This is a genomic window from Silvanigrella paludirubra (assembly GCF_009208775.1).
Taxonomy (GTDB): domain Bacteria; phylum Bdellovibrionota_B; class Oligoflexia; order Silvanigrellales; family Silvanigrellaceae; genus Silvanigrella; species Silvanigrella paludirubra.
In genome coordinates this window covers 798,811-819,935 of record NZ_WFLM01000001.1, presented here as the reverse complement: position 1 = coordinate 819,935, position 21,125 = coordinate 798,811, and the positions used below count along the sequence as shown (strand labels likewise).

Genomic DNA, 21,125 nt, shown 5'->3' with positions numbered 1-21,125 from the left:
TTCAAGATGTCAACTGCTAAAAATGCAATTTGTTTAACGTATGGAAGGGATTTTTAATAATAAAGCATTCAAAACTTCAAGATATTCTTTATTTGTATATAAATTAACAACAAAATCTTTCTTTTCTTTTGCATTCCAAGTTAATTGTCTTTTTGCATATTGCCACGTTAGTGTGCTAATTCTATCTTGTAAACTTAGTAGAGAATTATTTGTGCTTTCAGAAAAATCTTGTTTCTTTATATTTAATAAATAAGTTAATAGCTCGTCGTAACCTATTGCTTTCATAGAATTAAAACTTTTGAGAGCATCTCCATAAACATGATAAAGTTGGTTTATTTCTTCTAACCAGCCCTGTTGAAATAAAATAGGGACACGATCTTTTATTCGTTCCTTTAAAAACCCGTCATTTGGTTCCATTTGAATAAGGAAACAGGGAAATAAGGTCTCTTGCTCTCCAAGAGCATTCGTTTTTGATCGCAGGGAACTCATGGGTTTACCCAATATTTTATAAATTTCAAGGGCTCTTTCTATTCTTGTTTTATCATTTTGATGAAGTTCTGCGGCACGAACAGGATCGACCTCTTTAAGGAGTTCATGGCAATGAGGCCAACCTTTTTCGGCAGCTATATCTCTAATCTCACTTCTTATTTTTTCGTCACGCGGCGGTAAATCATCAAGTCCATGAAGAAAGGCGCGCAAATAAAGTCCACTGCCACCTACACAAATGGGGATAGATCCTTTTTTATAAATTTCTGTACAAGCCTCTGTTACCTTACTTGCAAAGGTATTGGCATCTAAGCTTTCTTCTGGTGAAACGATATCTATACAATGGTATTTATATTTAGTTATTTCTTCAGAGCTAGGCTTTGCTGTTCCTGCAGTGATATTTTTATAAATTTGAAAGGCGTCTAAGTTAACTAATTCTGTTAAGATATTTTGTTTTTTTAAGTCATCTGCAATTGAGTGAGCTAAGGAAGTTTTACCGCTTGCTGTTGGCCCTATAATTACAATAGCAAAAAAAGATTCTGTTTTTAAATTCTTTGAAACCACGAAGAAACATCCTTATTTGTAAATTTTCGAATAACGGGTCGACCATGGGGACAATGTGAATAAAAGTCAACATCGTTTGATCTACCTAAAAGTCTTTTCACGAGTTCCTCATTTAAAGGATCCCCTGATCTGACTGCATTATGGCAAGCCATTGTAGCAAATAAAAGATGATATATATCTTGATCCTTTAATTGAGTTGGCTGTAAATTCATTTCCTCTTGAATCCCCTTTGTGACTTTATTTGCTTTTTCTAACAATGGATGTGCTTCAGATTGGGGAAGTCCATTGATAGCAATAATTCTTGTAATTATTTCATCAAATATTTCTGGTACTTTCTGTGTACTTAAAAAACTTGGAAAAGCATGAATAGCAATATGGCCATTTTTAAGTGCTTCTATTTCAAATCCTAAAGATAATATTTTATCTTTATGTTCAAAAATAATAGCAGTTAATACCTCATTACTGGGAATAATAATAGGAGAAATGAGATCTTGTTTTGGTGCTTTGTTTTCTAAATGATTTTTCATGATTTCTTCGTATAAAATACGTTCATGAAAAGCATGTTGATCAATAACCCACAAATCATCAATTATTTCTAATAAAATATAACAATTTGCAAACTGACCTAAATATTTTGCAGAATCAAATAAATTATTTTTTTTAGGCTGTATAATTTTTGATTCTGAATGCTTAAACATATTTTCATTTGCTTTTAATTTGGCTACTTGTGTTCCTTTGCTTAAAGGAGTTGCAATAATATCTTTTTGAAATGAATTTTTATGAGGCAGAACAGGAGCATCTTTTTCAGTACTTATTAATTTTTTTGTAAAATTATCTTTTAAACGATTTGTTTCAAACGCAACGTTTTTTTCAGAGGCATACGGGTTTTTATTTTCTATTTTAGAAATATTATGTTGAATATAAATATCATTTGATTCTTTATATTGAATATTCTCAGGTTTATTTGATTTATGTACAGAATCTTTAACGGCCTCTTGAATTCCAATGGAGACAAGTTCTTGTAAAGAAGCAGGATCGTAAAAACGAATTTCTGTTTTTGAGGGATGCGCGTTGACATCAACCCATGATGGATTCACTTTCACAAAAATGATAGCAGGTGCTATCAAACCTTTTATAAGAAGACCTTGATAAGCTTGTAAAACTCCAGATCTAATAATTTTATCTTTAACGTATCTGCCATTCACAAAGGTTATAAAGTAACTTGGATTTTGTTTTGCTGACTTTGGAAGTCCAGCAAAACCTGTTAAGTTAAATGAACCTCTTGAATAATTTAATTCAACAAAATCTTTTGCATCAACACCAACAATATCATGAAATCTTTCTTTTAAGGTTTTTTTAGAGTGATAATGAAAAACTTCTCTCCCATTATGTGAAAATCGGAAAGAAATATGATAATTTGCTAGAGCCATCGCAATTAAAAAATCATGAATATGGGTAAATTCCGTAGCCGTTGATTTTAAAAACTTGAGTCTAACCGGAACATTTGTAAAAATATCTTTTACTTGTATGACAGTTCCATGAGGCATACTTATTTCTTTTTCAGATAATAAATTTCCATAATTGATATTTATTTCTTTGCCCATTTCTTGATTTTGAGGTCTTGAACGAATGGTGAAATTAGATATGGATGCAATACTGGGAAGAGCTTCCCCGCGAAAACCAAAACTTGCTAATGATTCGAGATCGTGAAACTTGTTGATTTTACTTGTAGCATGGCGTTCTAATGCGGTTAAAATTTGATTTTCGGGAATGCCACAACCATCATCTGTAATTCGAATGAGTTGTTTACCACCATCTAAAAGTTCAATTTGAATGTTTTTAGCACCGGCATCTATCGAGTTTTCGACTACTTCTTTTACAATGTTGTAAGGTCTTTCAACAACTTCGCCAGCTTTTATTTGGTTTATTAAATCTTCAGGAAGTTTTTTTATTTCTGTAGATTGCAAACTTTAGTCTCCAATTTATATTTTTTTTTTAATCTTATTTTTTGAAATTATTAAAAGATATTAGCAAGAAAAAGTATATAAATAAAATATTATTAATATTTAAGATCTTTCATAGCTTCTGAAATTTTTTGAATGACTTCAGGAGATGTTTCTTTGTTAATAGATAAATAGCGATCGCCACTTATCTCTTTAACTAGATAACTCTTTTTCACTAAACTTTTAATATCTTCTTTAAGATTTTTTTTCCATAAAAATTCTATATTTTCAGCACATATTGTTACATCACATTTTTTTGCAATGAGTGCATGTATGGAATCATCTTGATCAGCAAAACGAACTAAATTTTCAAAACCTTGTTGAGTTAAAAATTGATCACGTATGTCATTACGAACTACACAGATTGAAAGTTTTTTAGCATCTTCTAATTTCGTGATTTTAAAATCGCTAGTATTTCTTTGGTAAAAATAAGTGTTTATTTTAAAAAGTACCCCAACAAATTTAAAATGTTTTTCTCTTTCTACATTTTTTGCCATTGGGAAAATAAAATAATTTTTATTTCTTTTTGCCATTTCATAACTTCTTGCCCAAGGAAATGCTTTTATATTTTCTTTGAGCTTAGCTTTTTTTAAAATTTTTCTTACTTTATCTACTACAGGACCTTTTATTGTTTCACCATCAACTTCTATTAGGCCAGGTAATTCTTCTGTAAAACCAGTAAGATCTTGTGAAAAGGAAAGTTTATTTAATCCAAAATTTAAAATCAATATGGTCATAAAAATCTTTTTCATTTTAATACTCACTTTAGTTTGGTTTTAATTTCTAAAAGTAAGATAACATATAAAAAGCAAGTTAACTAATCTTCATGATTTGCATGTTTTTTTGACATAATATACTCACTCACAGCTAAAAAGACTGTTGAAGCTATAAAAGTTAAATGAATTATGATTTGCCATTTGACCTTTTCTATATCGTTTGTAGAAAAATCAATAAAGGAACGTAATAAATGAATACTTGAGATCCCAATTAAAGAACTTGCGAGTTTTATTTTAATTGCACCTGGGTCGATATGATCGAGCCAATCAGGTTTATCGTCATGATTTTCCAAGTTCAATTTGCTGACAAAAGTAGCATACCCTCCAATGATTACCATAACTAGTAAGTTAGCAACCATTGTAAAATCGACTAATTGTAAAATTCCTAACAACAATTTCAATTCTGTAGTTGCTGTTGCGGTTCCTACAATATGGATGAGTTCTTCAACAAACTTAAATGTATATATAATTTGTACTATAATAAGACCAAAATAGAGCGGAGCTTGTAACCATCTACTTGCAAAAATACAATATTCAAGTGCATTTTCAATTTTGACACGTGTTGTTTTTTTCTTAATATCCATTTTTCTTTTTTACCTTAAAATCTATTCAAATAATTTATAAAATATTTTCACAAACCCATTTTGCGTAATAAGTAATAATTAAATCGGCACCCGCTCTTTTCATTGAAATTAAAGTTTCATATACAGCTGCTTTCTCATCGATCAAATTATGAAGTGCTGCATTTTTTAAAAGTGCATATTCTCCACTTACTTGATAAATAGTTACAGGAATATGAACCTCGTTTTTTACTTTTGTTACGATATCCAAATAAGGTAACCCTGGTTTTATCATAACCATATCGGCACCTTCTTCAATATCTAACAAAGCTTCTTTTACAGCTTCACGTGAATTGCTTGGATTTAATTGATACGTTTTTTTATCAAGTCCTCTTGCGCCAGAAGAAACGGCTTCACGAAAGGGACCATAAAATGCGGACGCAAACTTAGCGCTATAAGCTAAAATGCTTGTCCCAATATATCCTTCTTTATCTAATGCAGAACGAATAGCACCAATACGTCCATCCATCATATCGCTTGGGCAAACAAAATCGACACCACAAGATGCATAAGATAAAGATTGTTTACAAAGAGCTTCAACAGTTTCATCATTTAAAACATAACCTGCATCATTTGTAATTCCATCATGGCCATGTGTCGTGTAGGGATCTAAAGCAACATCTACAAAAATAAGAATATTTGGAAAATTTTCTTTTATTTTTCGAATAGAATTTTGCATGAGACCATTTGGATTATAGGACTCCTTTCCTGTGGGATCTTTCACAGATGGATCCACTACAGGAAATAACATAATTCCTTTTATACCAAGATTCTGTATTTCTTGTATTTCATGAAGAAGATCATCAAACGGAATACGTGATATTCCTGGTAAGCTTGGAATATCATATTTTTTAGTTCCTTTTTCAGAAATAAACATGGGATAAATGAGATCTGATTTTTGCAATGAGTTTTCTTGAACAAGAGCTCTAATTTGTTCATTTTGTCTTAAGCGGCGAGGGCGAATATGTGAATTTCCGATTTTGAGATCGGGATATGTGCGATAACGAGTCATGAATTGCTCCAACTTTTTGCGTTCTTAATCCGTTTTTGATCCCTGATTGCTGAATCCAACGAAGCAGGCTAAGTATCTTCATTAGGAGTTTTTGAAGCAAGCATTTTAAAGGTTCTCCTTTAAAGTTTTTTTTCTATCATCTTTGCAGTAAAAGATACTCTAGGTTATATTTACAAATGCTTAGTGAGATTCACAATTGATCACTGCACATCCCTTTGGAGAAGATCTATGCCACTTGTCCCTATAGTTGTTGAGCAAACCAATCGAGGAGAACGTTCTTACGATGTGTGGTCTCGCCTTCTAAAAGATCGCATTGTATTTCTTGGAACGCCCGTTTATGACGAAGTTGCAAATTTAATTGTTGCACAACTTCTTTTTCTAGAATCTCAGGATCCAGAAAAGGATATCAGCTTTTACATTAATAGCCCTGGTGGAAGTGTAACTGCTGGTTTGGCAATTTATGATGCTATGCAAGTGATACGCCCTCAAGTGCGGACTTTTTGTGTAGGACAATGTGCGAGTATGGGAGCGCTTCTTCTCGCAGCGGGAGCTAAAGGAAAACGCTACGCTCTTCCAAATAGTCGCGTTATGATTCATCAACCCCATGGTGGAGCGGGTGGTCAAGCGACAGATATTGCTATCCAAGCAAAAGAAATTATTTCCCTTAAAAAGCGTTTAAATGAAATTTTAGCAGCCCATACTGGTAAAAAAGTTGCGGAAATTGAAGCGGATGCAGATAGAGACTTTTTTATGTCGGCAGCTGAAGCTAAGGATTATGGCTTAGTTGACGATATTTTAATGCCGAGATCTGACCGAGTTGCTTTTACAGGCCTTTGATAAAGGTAGTGAGTTGTTATGATACAAAATGGAATGAAATTTTCTTCTGGACGCGGTGGCTCAGGGAGTTCGCATGGCTTGCATTGCAGCTTTTGTGGAAAGAGCCAAAGAGAAGTAAAAAAATTAATCGCTGGTCCTAATGTATACATTTGTGATGAATGTATCGAACTTTGTAATGAAATCATTGCTGAAGAAATGGAAAAGGATGATGCTACTCAAATAGCAGAAGGTGTTCCTAGTCCAAATGAAATAAAAAAAGTTCTTGATGAATATGTAATTGGTCAAGAAAGAGCGAAAAAAGTTTTATCCGTTGCTGTTCATAACCATTATAAACGCATTGAGCATGGTTCCAGCGCAAATAAAGAAGATGTTGAATTAGCTAAAAGTAACATTTTGTTAATTGGTCCAACTGGATCCGGTAAAACATTGCTTGCTCAAAGTATGGCTCGCATTTTACAAGTTCCTTTTACCATTGCGGATGCAACAAACCTAACTGAAGCTGGTTATGTTGGTGAAGATGTAGAAAATATCATACTTAATTTATTACAGGCAGCTGAGTTTGATGTCGAGCAAGCACAAAAAGGTATAGCCTATGTAGATGAAATTGATAAAATTGCACGTAAAGGGGAAAATACTTCCATCACTCGTGATGTTTCTGGCGAAGGTGTTCAACAAGCGCTATTAAAACTTTTAGAGGGTACTGTAGCAAATGTTCCTCCTCGCGGTGGTCGTAAACACCCTCAACAGGAATTTTTGCAAGTAGATACCACAAATATTTTGTTTATTTGCGGAGGCGCTTTTGCAGGGCTTGAAGAAATTATTCGTAATCGTATGGAACAAACCGCTATGGGGTTTGGTGCCGATGTTAAAAATAAATCTAAAATGACTGTAACCGATCTTTTTGCCAAAGTTCGTGTGGAAGATCTTCTTAAATTTGGAATGATTCCTGAATTTATGGGGCGTCTCCCTGTTATTGTTACTTTAGCAGAGCTCGATGAGTCTGCATTAGTTCAAGTTTTAACTCAACCTAAAAACTCTATTATTAAACAATTTCAAAAGTTGTTTAGTTATGAAAGAGTTCAATTAGAATTCACCCAAGAAGCATTGATAGCAGTTGCACAAGAGGCAATCAAAAGAAAAACGGGTGCGCGCGGTTTACGTGCCATTCTTGAAGATGTCATGCTTGAAACTATGTTTGATATCCCTGGACAACGTAACGTAAAACAAATTACTGTTACTCCTGAATGTATTCGTGATGGCAAAGCACCTGATCGTGTATTATTAACTGAAGAAGAAATTCAACAAAGACAAGAGCAAAGAGCTCGTGCTCAATCTTCTGTATCATCAACTGCCTCTACTACTGCTGCTAAAGCCAAAACTTCTGCAAAAAAATAACAATAAATATGTATTTTTTTGCAGGGTAATTTTTTCCACTCAGTAAAATTTTTCAAATTCCTGCCATTTTTGCGACTCACAAAGTTTGTTAATTTCTGCAAAAATAAATAAGAGTATTAAAAAAATAGAAAAGGATATTGCTTACGAGGAAACTATTCCATGTCGCAAGGAATTGATAAAGTAGCAGACTGTCTTCCTTTGTTGCCATTAAAGGACATTGTGGTTTTTCCGCAAATGATTCTTCCTGTTTTTGTTTCAGAAGATATTTGCATGAGAGCAGTAGATGCTGCTTGTGCAAAAGACAGATTTATTTTTTTATCTGCATTTCGTTCTGAAATAAATCGTGAGCACGATACTTTTTTTGAATTAAGAGTCTCAACCCCTCCTCCATTTGATGTTTATGACGTAGGTACGGTAGCGAGCGTTATGAGAACACGCAAACTCCCCGATGGCCGAACAAAAGTTTTAATCCAAGGAGTCTCTCGTGCGTTAATATTAGGCCTAAAACAGTCGGATCCTTATCCTGTTGTCAGCATGAAATTATTATTAGATAAAGAAATAACCCAAGAAGGGGAAGCTCTTTGTCGCTCTGTTAAAGAACAACTTGAAAAAATTGTTCCCTTTGGTCGTTCTATTTCTCCCGATCTTTTAATGTTGATAGAAGACGTAACAGATGTGGGTAGACTTGCAAATTTAGTAGCAAGCAATTTAGGCCTAAAAATAGTAGAGGCACAAAAAGTTTTAGCAACTTCCGATCCTTTTGAGCGCCTAAGAAAAGTACATACTTTATTATTAAGGGAACTAGAATCCTATACAAGTCAAAGTCGTGGCTATTCTCATTCAAAAGAAGAATCTGCTAAAAGTCAAAGAGAACAATATTTAAGGGAACAACTCAAAGCGTTAAAACATGAACTTGGTGAATTGGATGGTAAAGAAGAAGTAGAAGATTTAAAGGATAAAATTTTAAAAACCGGAATGACTTCAGAAGCTCAATCTGAATGTTTAAAACAAGCACGACGTTTGGAAAGAATGAACCAAGATTCAAGTGAAGCTACTTTAACAAGAACTTACTTAGAGTGGATGGTAGATCTTCCTTGGACTAAAGTTAGTGATTCTAAAATTGAAATGTCTCATTGTAAAAAAATATTAGATGAAGATCACTATGGGCTAGAAAAAATAAAAGATAGAATATTAGAATATATTGCCGTAAAAAAATTAAATCCCGATTTAAAAGGTCCTATTTTATGTTTTGTCGGTCCACCAGGAGTCGGAAAAACAAGTTTAGGAAGAAGTATTGCAAGAGCTCTTGGAAGGAAATTTGTCCGCATTAGTTTGGGTGGGGTTCGTGATGAAGCTGAAATTAGAGGACATCGCAGAACTTATGTTGGAGCCATGCCCGGACGCATTATTCAAACGTTAAAAACGGTCGGAACCCGAAATCCTGTTATGATGCTCGATGAAATAGATAAATTAGGAGCTGATTACAAAGGTGACCCTGCAAGTGCTTTATTAGAAGTTTTAGATCCAGAGCAAAATCATTCTTTTTCGGATCATTATATCTCTGTTCCGTTTGATTTAAGCCAAATTATTTTTCTTGCCAATGCCAATCGGCTAGATACCATTCCCGCTGCTTTACGTGACAGACTCGAAATAATCGAAGTGAGTGGTTATAGTGAAGAAGAAAAATCTGAAATAACAAGACAATATATTATTCCAAAAGTAATAGGACAAAATGGTCTAAACCCAGATCTTGTTCAATTTCAAGATACGGCTGTAAATTTAGTTATTAATTCTTATACCAGAGAATCGGGGTTGCGCAGTTTAGAAAAACATATTGCAACCATAACTAGGAAGTTAGCAAGATATATTGCGGAAAATGATGAAAAAGGAAAAGATCGCAAACTAGTTAAAGTAACACCAAAAATTGCTAAAGAATTGCTTGGCGAAGAACGTTACTTTAGTGATGATCACGATATTTATAAAAAGAGAATTGGGGTTGGAGTTGGTCTAGCCTATACACAAGCTGGTGGTGAGATTTTAGAACTTGAAGTTACTTTAATGAATGGAAATGGAAAGTTAATTTTAACAGGTCAATTGGGCGATGTTATGAAAGAGTCTGCTCAAACAGCATTAACTTGCGTTCGTGCTCTTGCTAAAGATTTAAAAATTGATGCTGATAAATTTACAACACAAGATATTCACTTACACGTTCCAGCAGGTGCCATTCCTAAAGATGGACCAAGTGCTGGAATCGCAATTGCAGTTGCTTTAGTTTCAGCATTTACAAATCAATACGTAAGCCAAGATGTTGCCGTAACAGGTGAAATTACTTTACATGGTAGGGTTTTACCCATTGGCGGTGTGCGTGAAAAAGTTTTAGCTGCATTAAGAGCAGGCATTCGAAAAGTTTGTTTGCCAGACAAAAATAGAGGCTCTTTTTCTGAACTTCCTTTAACCATTCGCAGAAGAATTGATGTCCGTTTTGTTACAAAGCTGGATGACGTTTTAAAAGTTTGTTTTGAAAATAATGAGTTTGCAAGTGGAAGTTCTTCGGATGGTGAAAATAATCAATCGAGACAAGAAAGAACTTCAAAGAGTGTAGATAATATTTCTGCAGCCAATGGCTAATCTTATTTTTAAATATTTAACTAAAATAAAATTAATTTTATAATCTGAATTATATAAATAAGAAATTATTTTTACTACATACAAGAACCCGTTGTTGGTTGATAATAAATCTCATACGAAGCAGACTGACTACAAGAAGAGGAATAAGAGCTAGAATCTTTTTGAATTCCTTTGTTTGAAGAGAGAGAGGATGATTTTGTATTCATATTTGTCTTTTCCCATTCTTGGCAAGAAGCAAACGTACAAAAGGGTCCTGCCGATCCTGTTTCTTTTACGGAATTTTTACTGCAAACAGAGGAACCAATAGAAGAACCCACGCACGACCAGTTAAAAAAATAGGATTTATTTTCACTGCTAGCGTTATTTACATCATTTGTTTCCTTAGAACAGGAAAATAAAATACAAGTATTCAAAGTAACGAATAAATAAATAAAATTTTTCATAAAAAACTCCTGAACTATCTTTATATGAAAATGAAAAAATTTTCAACAAATTCTATAATCTAAAATTTGAAATATAAAAAAATATCTATTTTATATTTTATTAAATATGAATATCTATAATTTATGAAGTTTTATATTTTAAATTTATAATAATTTAAAATTTATTGACATTATTTTTCAAATTTTATAATTAGAATCGTTTTGAAAAGAGATTTTTTATTTTACAAAGAGAGATAAATGAAAAAATATTTAAAAAAATGTTTAGGAACGATTTCTGTTTTAGCGCTTATACAAGGTTGTTCAACAGCAAAATTAAGTAATGAAGGCTCAAACATTGAAGTTATTACAGCATTGGATAGAAAAGATTGTAAAAATTTGGGGCCTGTTTTTGGAAAAGGGGGAGGGGTATTTGGAGGTACATGGATTTCTGATGAATCTTTAATGGAATATGCTTCGAATGATCTTAGAAATAAAGCGGCTCTTAAAGGAGCAACACATGTTGTTGTTCAAAACCATCAAGTTGGGATGAGTACAGGAAAAAATGGGGGCTCAACCTCAACTGTGACACAGCAAGGTATTGCTTATAAATGTCCAAGTTAAAAAAATAAAATTGATCAATTAAATTTTATTGATTCACTTAATGTTTTTGATAATTTTATTATGTAAATCATCTTGGCAAGGTATCATCAAATGAATAAAATCTTTCTAAAATATCGATTAAATTAATATATTTTCCATCTATATTAGATATATAAATTTTTCCCATTTTATTTGTTTGAACAAAATCTTGACAAAGTTTCTCCATGAATTCTTCTGTTTTATATTCACCTAAAATATTCGCAATTTTGAAAAACTTATAATACAAATCTTTTTTATACTCTAAAAGATTTGTATTTCTTTTTGCTTTTTCAGGATCTAAAGGTAAAATTTCATATTTATAATCAGAAGTTTCTCCGTCGTCTTTGTAAGAAGCTCCTTTTTTAGCGAAACGATTTAAAATTCGAGGCTCTTTTAGAGCGAAGTGTTGTGAGGTATTCCATTTATGAGAGTCCGCTTCTGTTTTATCCGTTTTATCGAGATGAATATTAATCGCATTAAATAATATAACTTTGTTATTTTCTTTATGATATACCAAAGCTGCTCTATAGACATTAGCAGAATTTTTAGATGGATCTCTAGAAATAGATGCTAAATTGCTAATAGCTTCAACAAGTACGAGTTGGCTCATATTTCCAGAATATTTACTAAAATACTCGTTTTGAAAAAAAGAAATAGCCAATCTAGAATATTCACTACCATTTAAGATTTGTTTTGCGGCTCTTAACCTTTTAAGACTAGTAAAGAAGTTTCCTTTTCCAAGACATTCATCAATTTTAAAAATAATATCATCTTCTGTGTTAAAATGAGTAAGTAATTCATCCATTACCTTAATTCTATCTTCTGTTTTTTTAATTGAGTCTAACTGAAAAATAAAACACTTTGGTATAAATTCTCTTGTTGTTGAGTTGCTATTCAGTATTAATCTTTGTGCAATTTTATTATCTAAAATATTTAATATGAGTTTATTAGAAGAAATTTTTCCTTTAACATTAAAAAATCTAAGAAAAGAACCCATAATTTTATTTTGAGATAAATAATCAATATTGTTTGTATGATATTCAGGTGGCTTTTCTTTCATTAATTTTTCTATTTGATATGGATCCATGTTATTAATATAGTCACGATATTCAATTTCACCTGTGTATTCATCAACTCCTCTTAATGCGGATTTAGAACCGAATAAATTTGAAATTGCAGTTGTATCATTTATATATTTTTCATTTTTACTTTTTATTTTGAAATGTTTTGAAAGAAAATTTTTAAATAAGGATTTGTCTTCCTTTTTCTTATAGTAACTATTTGGTTTATTTGATAAATCGGAACCACAAAGAGCCTGTAATTCAAAAATTAATATTTCATATTCGGAATCAAAAGGGCTTTTTTTATGCTTTGCGTAATCTATAATAAAATCAAAAAAAATATTATTCATAATAATCCTTAATAAATAGGGTTTTATTAGGAAAATGAATAGTTTATATATATTGTTTTCATTTAAAATATGAAAATCCAATTCCTCATTTTACTTTATATTTACATTTTGGCAATCTATTTTGTAAATTTATGGATGTGTTTGTTTAAGATAAAATAATATAAATAATATTATATACTTCTGGGTTAATTGGATAAATTTGGAAATTATAAATATAAGAAATTATATGTAAATATAATTTTACAAAAGAGGATTTTTCATTATTTTGTATCTAGCTATTAAATTTTGAGTGGTTTATTTTTCTAAATAAAAATTTATTTTGGGAGATATTTTCCATGTAGATTTATTTTTTTTAAGATAGATGATATATTTAATTCTGAATGTTTTTTATTTTAACATTGCTGATTTTTATTTAAAATAATGACTTAAAAATTGAAAGAAATATGAAAATAATTCAAATTTCAGATTTACATATAAAAAAAAGTCCAAATTCTTTTCATTATGGAATTGACCCAAGAAATGGTTTTGAGCTGACTTTAAAATCAATTTTAAATTCTAAAATAGATTTTAATTCATTCTTTTTGACAGGTGATATTTCAGATGATGGAAGTATAGAATCCTATGATTATGTTTTGAACTTATTAGAAAAGTTTAACAAAAAAATTTATTTCATAAATGGAAATCATGATTCAAAAAATAATTTAATTTCCGCTTTTTCAAAAAGTAAATACTTTGTTCCCTTAAATGAATTGATTCTTGATAATTGGCTATTTATTGGACTGGATTCTTGTTTAGAAGGAAAAGATTTTGGATTTTTATCGGACTCTCAAATTCAGAAATTTGAGAATATAATAAATAAATATAAGGAAAAAAAATTTAACATTGGGGCTGTAGTGCATCACCATCCTATTTTTGTTGGAACGCCTTTAATTGATGATTGTCCTATTTTAAATGCTTCAAAATGGATAGATTATATTAAGACAAATAATCAAATTAAATTGATCATTACGGGTCATGTTCATAATCATTATTCTATTGAAATAGGAGAGAATACGAAATTAGAAACTGGTTTTTCTTCTTTTGCTTTATTTAAAAAAGGTGGCTCAAACGAAAATGAAGATATTATTAAAAGTTATGGCTATAAAATTTACGAGTTTTTAAATGATTCTTATAAAACATCTGAAGTTTTATTGATTGAATAATTTTAAAATATCTCTTTTGTTTAAATAAAGAAATGAGTAAAAATATAAATTAATAATTTTTTTGTAACAGAGTAAAGAGAACAGGTTTGGAATTTGAATTTATTTATTTTTTTACATAATTAAAGTCATAAAAACAAACTAAGTTTGATTTTTTTTCATATCCATCTTCATCAAGACAATAATAGCATAAAATATTTGATAAAAAAGCTATTAAACTGTTTGGAATCCCTTTTTGATCTTTTGATTCAAATTTGTAAAAACCAAAATTAGGATCAAAGAAAATAAAATGATAATAATTTGTCTGTATTGATTTATAATAATTAAGGCAAACTGCGTGACTTGGTAATATTAAAAGAGTAAAATTTTCATTATTATTTGAATTAAGAATTTTTTTCTCAATGATATCTGATAAATTATTAATAACATCAATGATATTTGTTTCAGTAGACATTCCTATTTTGTTTAACTCCCATTTTCCTTTCGCAGGTTTCAAATGTTCTTCTACTAATGTATTTCCCTCAATTAATTTTTTTCGAAAATAATGAATTATATTATGTTTTATATTAGGATTATTTAACTCTGAATTAATAGAAATTGAATTAAGTAAGGCACCTTTTTGAAATAACTCTTTATTCTCGTTATAATATTCAATGTCTTGATCGCATATTTTTATGGATTTAGTTTGAATTTTATGTATTTTATTAACTAGTTTAGAAAAGTCATCTTTATAAATATTATTAACAAATTTAGTTATGTAATCTTTTGAATTTAAATAATTTTTTTCTTTTATAAGGAGATAAATTGAAAATAAAGAGCATAATCCAAGGCATATTCCGTCTTTATTTTTATCGTATAAAGTGCTGTTATCTATGAACTTTCCTTGATCAAAACTTATTATTTGAAAATTTTTACATGATTTTACCAATATGTTACTTTCGACTTTTAACCTAAATCCCATTGTTATTAAACCTTTGAATAAATTAAAAAAATATTACCTAAATTTCATCCTGAAAATTATTGATTATATAATCTATAAATTATGAATTAATAATAATAATGAGAAATGTCTCTAATAATTACAATAAAAAATGACTTTAAAAATAATATAATCCAGTATTATTAGTGTATTAACAGGAGTTGTAAAATAATTTGACAAATAAAAAAATTGAAATAAAGCTTTTTTTGAATTTTTTTATACTATAAAATAAAAGAATAATCCTGTTCTTTTAGTGTAATAATATCATTGTATTATTTGCTTTTTAATGTAAGTCTCTGTTTGAATCACAGATGGGCTAAATTTACCTTTAGCGAATTTATAATCAGTCATAATTTCGCGATATATGGAAATAGAATTATCCTGATTTATTTTTATAATAGCCATAGAAGGAATTGTTTTTCCGTCATCTGTATTTAAAGCACAACTATGATTGAAATCTTGTATTAAATATTCATTAGGAACGGATGATTTTACAATAACATATTTACCACCATAAGCAATTCCACATAAAAAGACATTCCCATTGGTATTTTTAATATTTAATACATCATTGTCTTTTTCAAAAGATAGTTCTGTTTCATTATTATTTTTAACTTCTTTATTTTCATGATCCACAGTTTTGGAGAGTGTCCATGAAGTTCCTCGAATTTTCATTTTTAGGTCAATATTATCATTAATTATTGTACCTTCTTTAAGAATATCTCTTGAGTCTTTAGCAGAGGAATTAGAAGAATCAGATTTTTTATCATCCCCTTTATTTCCACATGATGTTAAAACTAATGTAAAATTTAGAAGAATTAATGTCGTTATTTTCATTTCATTTGTCTTATATAAGTAGGATTAAAATTTTGAATATTAATTTTATAAAAAATTACATTCTTTTAATATTTCTTCATGATTTTTAATTATTTTTAGATTATTAGTTATTGTATTTCTATACTCATGTGAATTTTCTGAAAAATTAATTGTGATAATTTTTTCATCTCCTATAACTTCTTCTTTTGCAATTTCATATGATGTATTAAAAAATTCATCTAAAGTTAGTAAAAATCTACCATCTCCATACCAGGTTAAGGAAAAAGGTTTAGATTTTATAAATTTTTGATTATATTTTCCTTGACATTGTAGAAAAATATTTTCTGTAAATTTATAAAGCACAAAATCAGAACCATCTCTTATATATTTAGCAGCATAAATTCCATTTAATTTACTTTTAGGCGCATAACCCCCATCTTTTGCATCAGGCTTATTATCTTCATTAATTGGTTTATCTTTATTCCCATCAGCTGGAGTACTAGGAGGTGTATTATCTTCAACAGGAGTAAATTCTGCAGTTTCGTTTGCATTTTTTTTTGGTGAATTATTTTTACTACAAGAAATAAGGCTTAAAGAGATTCCGATTAAGGAATAAGTAAAAACATTTTTCATATAAGTTTCCTAAAAAAAATATTTATAATTTGATTTAAATAAAAAATCACGAATGAGATTATTATTCTTTTTCTATTTATGAAATATAATATTTACTGTCAATTGTAAAGCCCTAAAAAATAATAATAATTATTTATTATTTATAAAAAACATTTTTTTTAGATAAATATACGAATGAATATTATAAATTGATATATTTTGTACACAAAGAAAAGGTGAATAATATCTAAAAAATATGTAATTATATTTTAAATTCGTAAAAAAATTCACTTCTTCATTTTTTTTAGACAAAAAAATTTAAACTTGTGATTATTTTTTTGTTTATTTAAGAGTGATTTTAAGTTTTAAAAAAAATAAAAATCCAATTTAGGATTCATTCTTAAGATAGAATGAAGTTATCTAAATTGGATAAGAAGGGATTCATTCAAATTATTTTTTTGTATATGTTTCATATTGAGTGTATTCAGACTCAATGCCCATTAAATCGCCGGTTGCGTGAAACTTTGTATAAACCTTTCTTGTTAGTGAAATGGTTTTTTTGTCGTTGTTGCTATCAATTTTAATGACAGCAAATGGAAAACGTTTTTTAATGCCTAATATTCCAGCGCAACTTTCATTGCTATCTACAATAGAAAACTCATCGGACTTATCTGTTGTTTGAATAATATATTTGCCACCTGTTTTGATTTTGCAATATTCAAAATCACCGCCATTGCTATTTTCAATTTTTAAAACACTTTTGTCATTTTCAAAAGTTAGAACAGTTTTTTTTGCGTCTGAAATGTGTTCTTTTTTACTATTTAAAGAAGAGGTCAGAGCCCATGTAGTTCCACGAATCGCTTTGTGAAGATCGACACCATTTGTAAGTGTGCCTTCTTTAATTGTTTCATATTCTTTCGCTTTTTGAGAAGAATCCATTGTAGTCTGTTTATCTTGACTCTTGTTTCCGCATGAAGCAAAAAATAGAACGGAACCCAAAGCGATAAAAGATGCTAATTTCATAATCAATCCTTTATAATATTTTGTAAACATTTGTTAAAAAAATCAATTTTAACATTCCATTTTATTATTATAGAAATAAAATTAAATCAATATGATTAAAATTTAAAAATAATTCATAATTTTAAATTTTAATCATATTGATTTGAAATAGATTACCAAAAATAATTTTAAAATCTAGTCTTTGGTTTTCGCGTTTTTAAAATTAAATTAAAAAAATATTCTAAAAAATATGTAAAAATAACTTATATTATATAAAAATTAATTCAAAAATTAATTGATATCTTTAATAAAAAAATGTAATTCAATTCTTGTCATTTATTTTATTTAAAAAGGTGTATAATATGTATTTTTTGAATATTAAAAAACTTAAAAAGCAAATAATATCAAATCAATTGTCTGAAAAAGATAAATTATATTATTATTTAGGAAATTTTATAGAATATTTTTTAATTTATAATCTTATACAATTAGAATATGTCCATAGAAATCGCTATGAATGGTTTTCAATATCAATTTACTTTTTATGCATGCTTTTTTCTATTATTTTATGTTATCAAGTAAATGGAAATTCTAAAGAAAAAGATTTTTTAGGAAAATATATTAGTATTAGTTTTGTTTTAAATAATTTGCTTTTTGTTTTGTTCATAATACCTTTTATTATTCTAACTATTTTAATTCAAAACGAGCTCATTGTTGGTGTTATTTTTGAAATATTCTTATCAATTACAAGCTTAATTTTAATGTATCGTGTTTTTAAAGATATTCAAATCAAAAAATCTTTAATAATAAATCCTTAATCTATTTTATATAACATTAAACTTTCTGCTTTTCCTTTTACCTTATGTTCTCCCATATTTTCCATATTTTGCTTTTGTTCTTCAGTTAATAAATGATATGTTTTTTCTGTCATTAATATGGAACAGTTTAAAGTTTTTGTCATGCTTTCTACGCGTGAAGCTATATTAACAGTATCACCAATAACAGTGGCATCCATTCTTTTCTCTTCTCCAATAATTCCAATAATCACTTTTCCCGAATTTAAACCAATCCCAATTTTTAAAGGAATTTTATTATTTAAAACTCTTGATTCATTCCAATTTTTTAATTCATTAACAATTTCTCTAGATGCTAAAATTGCGTTGTAACTTTCATTTGGAAAAAGGGCCATAATTCCATCTCCTATATATTTGTCAATAAAACCTCCTTGTTTTTTGATGATAGGAGCAATAAATTTTAAAAAAGAATTGATGAATTCAAAATTTTCTTTAGGAGTTAAATTTTCAGACATCGAAGTAAAATCACGAATATCAGAAAATAAAACCGTCATATTTAGCTCAAGATAGTCCCCTAATTTTACTCTTTTTATGTCATCTTTGTTTAAAATATCAATAAATTCTTTAGGAATGAATCTTTGATATGAAGTATTTGTTTCATTTAAATTAAAAATAAGCTGTTTTACCGATTTGCGCATCGTATCAAAGCTTTTTGCTAGCATTCCAATTTCATCTTTGCTTCTTGTATCAATTAAAACATCGAGTTTTCCAGAAGCAAGTGCTGCCGCATTTTTTTCTAGTTTTTTTATCCCCTTTGTAATTCCTGATGCTATAAATGTAGATACAATCAATGAGATAATAATGATAAAAATACCAAACAAAATAATAAATCTTTTTACACTATCAAAGACATAGACATTTTCTTTATTTGAAATAGATAAAAGAGAATATAATTTATTATCCGTTGATTTACTTTTTATTTGGAATAGTAAGTAGTAAGAATTATTTGACACCCAAGATTTATCTTTTTCATTATTTGTTATTTTATTCATTTCAAATTCTTTTGTTATAATATTTTTTTCATTTACATCGTCAATTGAACTTGAAATCAATTTATCTTTTGAAATAAAGGAAATATCAACACCAGTTAGTCTTGCTGTTTTTTCTAAAAACTTATTATCTAAGGAAATTGATGTAGATAAAATACCACAAACTTTCTGTTTTGCTGAAATAATGGGAGATATATTGATTATTTTTACATGAGAGTTTACAAATAAATTAGAATTAGATTTTCCATTTAAAGCGCCTTTAAATCCATCAAATAATGGTTTATTATTTGAATCCGAAAAAAAATTGATAAATTGTGTATTTTTTTTATCACCACCTAATGAAATTGGATTTCCATCATTATCATAACTTGAAACTTCCGAAAGCTCAGACTCATTTTGAAATTTTTCAGCAATTTTTAATACTGCAAAATTTTGTCTTGATTCGATTTCTTTAATAAAATCACTTAAGCTAGCAAGTATTTTAGTATCACTTCCTAATTTTAAAAATTCATATTCAATGGATGATTGTAGCGTTTCTTTTGCAGAATTTAAAAGCTTTAACGACGAATTTTTTAATTGAATAAATAAAAGCCATGCTCCAAATGTAAGACAAACGCTTGAGGCAAGTGCAATTAAAAAACACATGGTAATTAAAAATCGATTTCGTATGGAAAACATTTTTAAACCTGCTGGATTCGGTGGTAACCTTTAATAAGTCATGATAATTCAATTTTTATGGAAAGAGGGCTACTGTTTTTCCTATATGTTTGATTCTTGCCTATTTTTATAGAACAAGAATTCTGTGTGATTATTTTTAAAAAAATGGAATTTAAAATGAAATTAAACAATAGAATTGGTGTTTTATTAGTCAATGTGGGGACACCTGATTCTCCTGAAACTCCCGATGTCAGACGCTACTTAAAAGAATTTTTGTCTGATCCGCGTGTCATTGATATACCTGCTTTAGCTCGTTTTCTTTTGTTGCGTTTGATTATTTTACCTTTTCGAAGTTCAAAATCGTCTCATGCTTATAAAACGGTGTGGTTACCTGAAGGATCTCCTCTCATGTACCATAGTTCCAATTTAGCTAAAAATGTTTCTCAATTATTAGGAGAAAATTATTTGGTTGAATTTTGTATGCGTTATCAAAACCCATCCCTTGAAAAAGCCATTCATAAGTTAGTTGAAAATGGAGCACATAAAATTATTGTTTTTCCTTTGTTTCCTCAATATTCATCTGCTGCAACAGGAACTGTATTTGAAAAAGTAGGAAAAATAGCAAATTCTATGTGGAATGTTCCGCAGCTTATTTATATGCCTCCATTTTATAATAATCCTGGATTTATTGAGAGTTTTTCCATTATTTATAAAGATATTATGAGAGAATTTAAACCAGATTTTACTTTGTTTAGTTATCATGGCTTACCAGAAAGACATATTGTAAAATCAGATTTATCTGACGGAAGACATTGTTTGCAAAAAGAAAGCTGTTGCAATGAAATTTGCAATGAAAATTTTTATTGTTATCGTGCACAATGTTATGATACGACAAGATCTATTGCAAATAAAATGCAATTGAAAAAAGATACTTTTGTAACTTCTTTTCAATCTCGCTTGGGCAGAAGCCCTTGGATTAAGCCTTATACCGATCTCGTGTTACCTGATATTGCTAAAAAAGGGTTTAAAAGAATAGCCGTAATGTGTCCGGCTTTTGTTGCAGATTGTTTAGAGACTCTTGAAGAAATTCAAATAAGAGCAAAGGAACAATGGTTGTCATTAGGTGGTGAAGATTTAAAACTAGTACCTTCTTTAAATTCAAATCCATATTGGTCTGAAGTAGTTGCAAATATGATAAAACAAGCTTCTAAATGAGATAAAAAA

The 21,125-nt window shown here is 29.2% G+C and carries 19 protein-coding genes; 7 read left to right on the top strand and 12 right to left on the bottom strand.

Translation table 11 applies throughout. The annotated features are described in order from the left end of the window. Window positions 1–33: 33 nt before the first annotated feature. From miaA to hemB, 5 genes are all read right to left on the bottom strand, one after another. Window positions 34–1,050, bottom strand: a complete 1,017-nt coding sequence (miaA, locus tag GCL60_RS03665) for a tRNA (adenosine(37)-N6)-dimethylallyltransferase MiaA (RefSeq protein ID WP_153418511.1) — start codon at window positions 1,048–1,050, stop codon at window positions 34–36. Beyond that, complete coding sequence (gene mutL, locus GCL60_RS03660) at window positions 1,032–3,017, bottom strand: DNA mismatch repair endonuclease MutL (RefSeq protein ID WP_153418510.1); 1,986 nt, start codon at window positions 3,015–3,017, stop codon at window positions 1,032–1,034. The genes miaA and mutL overlap by 19 nt, the downstream gene beginning before the upstream one ends. A gap of 92 nt (window positions 3,018–3,109) precedes the next feature. Continuing rightward, window positions 3,110–3,805 carry a substrate-binding periplasmic protein gene (locus GCL60_RS03655; RefSeq protein ID WP_153418509.1) on the bottom strand — a complete coding sequence of 232 codons (696 nt, stop codon included), beginning with the start codon at window positions 3,803–3,805 and terminating at the stop codon, window positions 3,110–3,112. A gap of 65 nt (window positions 3,806–3,870) precedes the next feature. Beyond that, the gene (locus GCL60_RS03650; protein ID WP_153418508.1) at window positions 3,871–4,413 is read right to left on the bottom strand and encodes a TIGR00645 family protein; all 543 of its coding nucleotides are present in this window, start codon (window positions 4,411–4,413) and stop codon (window positions 3,871–3,873) included. 34 nt (window positions 4,414–4,447) lie between these two features. Then, window positions 4,448–5,461, bottom strand: a complete 1,014-nt coding sequence (hemB, locus tag GCL60_RS03645; protein WP_153418507.1) for a porphobilinogen synthase — start codon at window positions 5,459–5,461, stop codon at window positions 4,448–4,450. A gap of 228 nt (window positions 5,462–5,689) precedes the next feature. Here hemB and clpP point away from each other — a divergent pair, with 228 nt between their 5' ends. From clpP to lon, 3 genes are all read left to right on the top strand, one after another. Then, the gene (clpP, locus tag GCL60_RS03640) at window positions 5,690–6,298 is read left to right on the top strand and encodes an ATP-dependent Clp endopeptidase proteolytic subunit ClpP (protein WP_153418506.1); all 609 of its coding nucleotides are present in this window, start codon (window positions 5,690–5,692) and stop codon (window positions 6,296–6,298) included. Between the two features lie 18 nt (window positions 6,299–6,316). Then, window positions 6,317–7,693 carry an ATP-dependent Clp protease ATP-binding subunit ClpX gene (clpX, locus tag GCL60_RS03635; protein ID WP_272914806.1) on the top strand — a complete coding sequence of 459 codons (1,377 nt, stop codon included), beginning with the start codon at window positions 6,317–6,319 and terminating at the stop codon, window positions 7,691–7,693. Between the two features lie 159 nt (window positions 7,694–7,852). Further along, complete coding sequence (gene lon, locus GCL60_RS03630) at window positions 7,853–10,321, top strand: endopeptidase La (protein ID WP_153418505.1); 2,469 nt, start codon at window positions 7,853–7,855, stop codon at window positions 10,319–10,321. A 74-nt stretch (window positions 10,322–10,395) separates the two neighbouring features. On the opposite strand, the gene GCL60_RS03625 is transcribed toward lon, so the two are convergent. After that, window positions 10,396–10,764: a hypothetical protein gene (locus GCL60_RS03625; RefSeq protein WP_153418504.1), complete on the bottom strand. Its 369-nt coding sequence runs from the start codon at window positions 10,762–10,764 to the stop codon at window positions 10,396–10,398. Window positions 10,765–11,001: 237 nt separating this feature from the next. On the opposite strand from GCL60_RS03625, the gene GCL60_RS03620 reads away from it, so the two are divergent. After that, window positions 11,002–11,364 carry a DUF4156 domain-containing protein gene (locus GCL60_RS03620; RefSeq protein ID WP_153418503.1) on the top strand — a complete coding sequence of 121 codons (363 nt, stop codon included), beginning with the start codon at window positions 11,002–11,004 and terminating at the stop codon, window positions 11,362–11,364. Between the two features lie 67 nt (window positions 11,365–11,431). On the opposite strand, the gene GCL60_RS03615 is transcribed toward GCL60_RS03620, so the two are convergent. Further along, window positions 11,432–12,793: a hypothetical protein gene (locus GCL60_RS03615; protein ID WP_153418502.1), complete on the bottom strand. Its 1,362-nt coding sequence runs from the start codon at window positions 12,791–12,793 to the stop codon at window positions 11,432–11,434. 443 nt (window positions 12,794–13,236) lie between these two features. Here GCL60_RS03615 and GCL60_RS03610 point away from each other — a divergent pair, with 443 nt between their 5' ends. Then, entirely contained in the window at window positions 13,237–13,995 is a 759-nt protein-coding gene (locus tag GCL60_RS03610; RefSeq protein WP_153418501.1) for a metallophosphoesterase family protein, read from the top strand. A gap of 103 nt (window positions 13,996–14,098) precedes the next feature. Here GCL60_RS03610 and GCL60_RS03605 read toward each other — a convergent pair whose 3' ends face one another. The 4 genes from GCL60_RS03605 to GCL60_RS03590 all read right to left on the bottom strand — a co-directional run bounded on the left by GCL60_RS03605 (window position 14,099) and on the right by GCL60_RS03590 (window position 17,422). Next, a complete protein-coding gene (locus GCL60_RS03605) occupies window positions 14,099–14,953 on the bottom strand; it encodes a hypothetical protein (protein ID WP_153418500.1) in 855 nt (284 codons plus the stop codon). Window positions 14,954–15,235: 282 nt separating this feature from the next. After that, a complete protein-coding gene (locus GCL60_RS03600; RefSeq protein WP_153418499.1) occupies window positions 15,236–15,808 on the bottom strand; it encodes a hypothetical protein in 573 nt (190 codons plus the stop codon). A gap of 45 nt (window positions 15,809–15,853) precedes the next feature. Next, window positions 15,854–16,420 carry a hypothetical protein gene (locus GCL60_RS03595; protein WP_153418498.1) on the bottom strand — a complete coding sequence of 189 codons (567 nt, stop codon included), beginning with the start codon at window positions 16,418–16,420 and terminating at the stop codon, window positions 15,854–15,856. A 429-nt stretch (window positions 16,421–16,849) separates the two neighbouring features. After that, entirely contained in the window at window positions 16,850–17,422 is a 573-nt protein-coding gene (locus GCL60_RS03590) for a hypothetical protein (RefSeq protein WP_153418497.1), read from the bottom strand. Window positions 17,423–17,763: 341 nt separating this feature from the next. Between GCL60_RS03590 and GCL60_RS03585 the strand changes: the two genes are divergently transcribed. Further along, complete coding sequence (locus GCL60_RS03585; protein WP_153418496.1) at window positions 17,764–18,219, top strand: hypothetical protein; 456 nt, start codon at window positions 17,764–17,766, stop codon at window positions 18,217–18,219. Here GCL60_RS03585 and GCL60_RS03580 read toward each other — a convergent pair. Beyond that, window positions 18,216–19,922 carry an adenylate/guanylate cyclase domain-containing protein gene (locus GCL60_RS03580; protein ID WP_153418495.1) on the bottom strand — a complete coding sequence of 569 codons (1,707 nt, stop codon included), beginning with the start codon at window positions 19,920–19,922 and terminating at the stop codon, window positions 18,216–18,218. The two genes, GCL60_RS03585 and GCL60_RS03580, sit on opposite strands and share 4 nt — an antisense overlap. Window positions 19,923–20,078: 156 nt before the next feature. Between GCL60_RS03580 and hemH the strand changes: the two genes are divergently transcribed. Beyond that, window positions 20,079–21,116 (top strand): ferrochelatase, encoded by a 1,038-nt coding sequence (gene hemH / locus GCL60_RS03575; RefSeq protein ID WP_153418494.1) that lies wholly within the window; start codon window positions 20,079–20,081, stop codon window positions 21,114–21,116. Window positions 21,117–21,125 lie beyond the last annotated feature (9 nt).